The organism is Sulfitobacter sp. HI0027 (assembly GCF_001634775.1).
In the GTDB taxonomy this organism is placed as follows: Bacteria; Pseudomonadota; Alphaproteobacteria; order Rhodobacterales; family Rhodobacteraceae; genus Sulfitobacter.
In genome coordinates this window covers 1-225 of the sequence record NZ_LWER01000331.1, presented here as the reverse complement: position 1 = coordinate 225, position 225 = coordinate 1, and the positions used below count along the sequence as shown (strand labels likewise).

Sequence of the window (225 nt, the reverse complement as noted above, 5' to 3'; positions counted from 1 at the left end):
AAGGGCTGGAGCATCTCTATGGCCTATGGGCGCTGCGCCTTTTGATTGCTGGGCTGATTGTCACCCCCCTACGCCGGACAGTTGGGCTGAACTTACTGCGCTTTCGCCGGGCCATTGGTGTTATGACCTTTGTCTATGCGCTTGCGCATCTCACCGTCTGGGCCGTGTTGGATGTGCAGACGCTCTCGCGAGTCTGGGCGGATATTCTAAAGCGGCCCTATATCA

The 225-nt window shown here is 57.3% G+C and carries 1 protein-coding gene; it reads left to right on the top strand.

Annotated features, from left to right (window positions below; genetic code table 11):
- A partial coding sequence (locus tag A3722_RS16240) for a ferric reductase-like transmembrane domain-containing protein (protein WP_201722054.1) occupies positions 1-225 on the top strand: 225 nt, incomplete at both ends.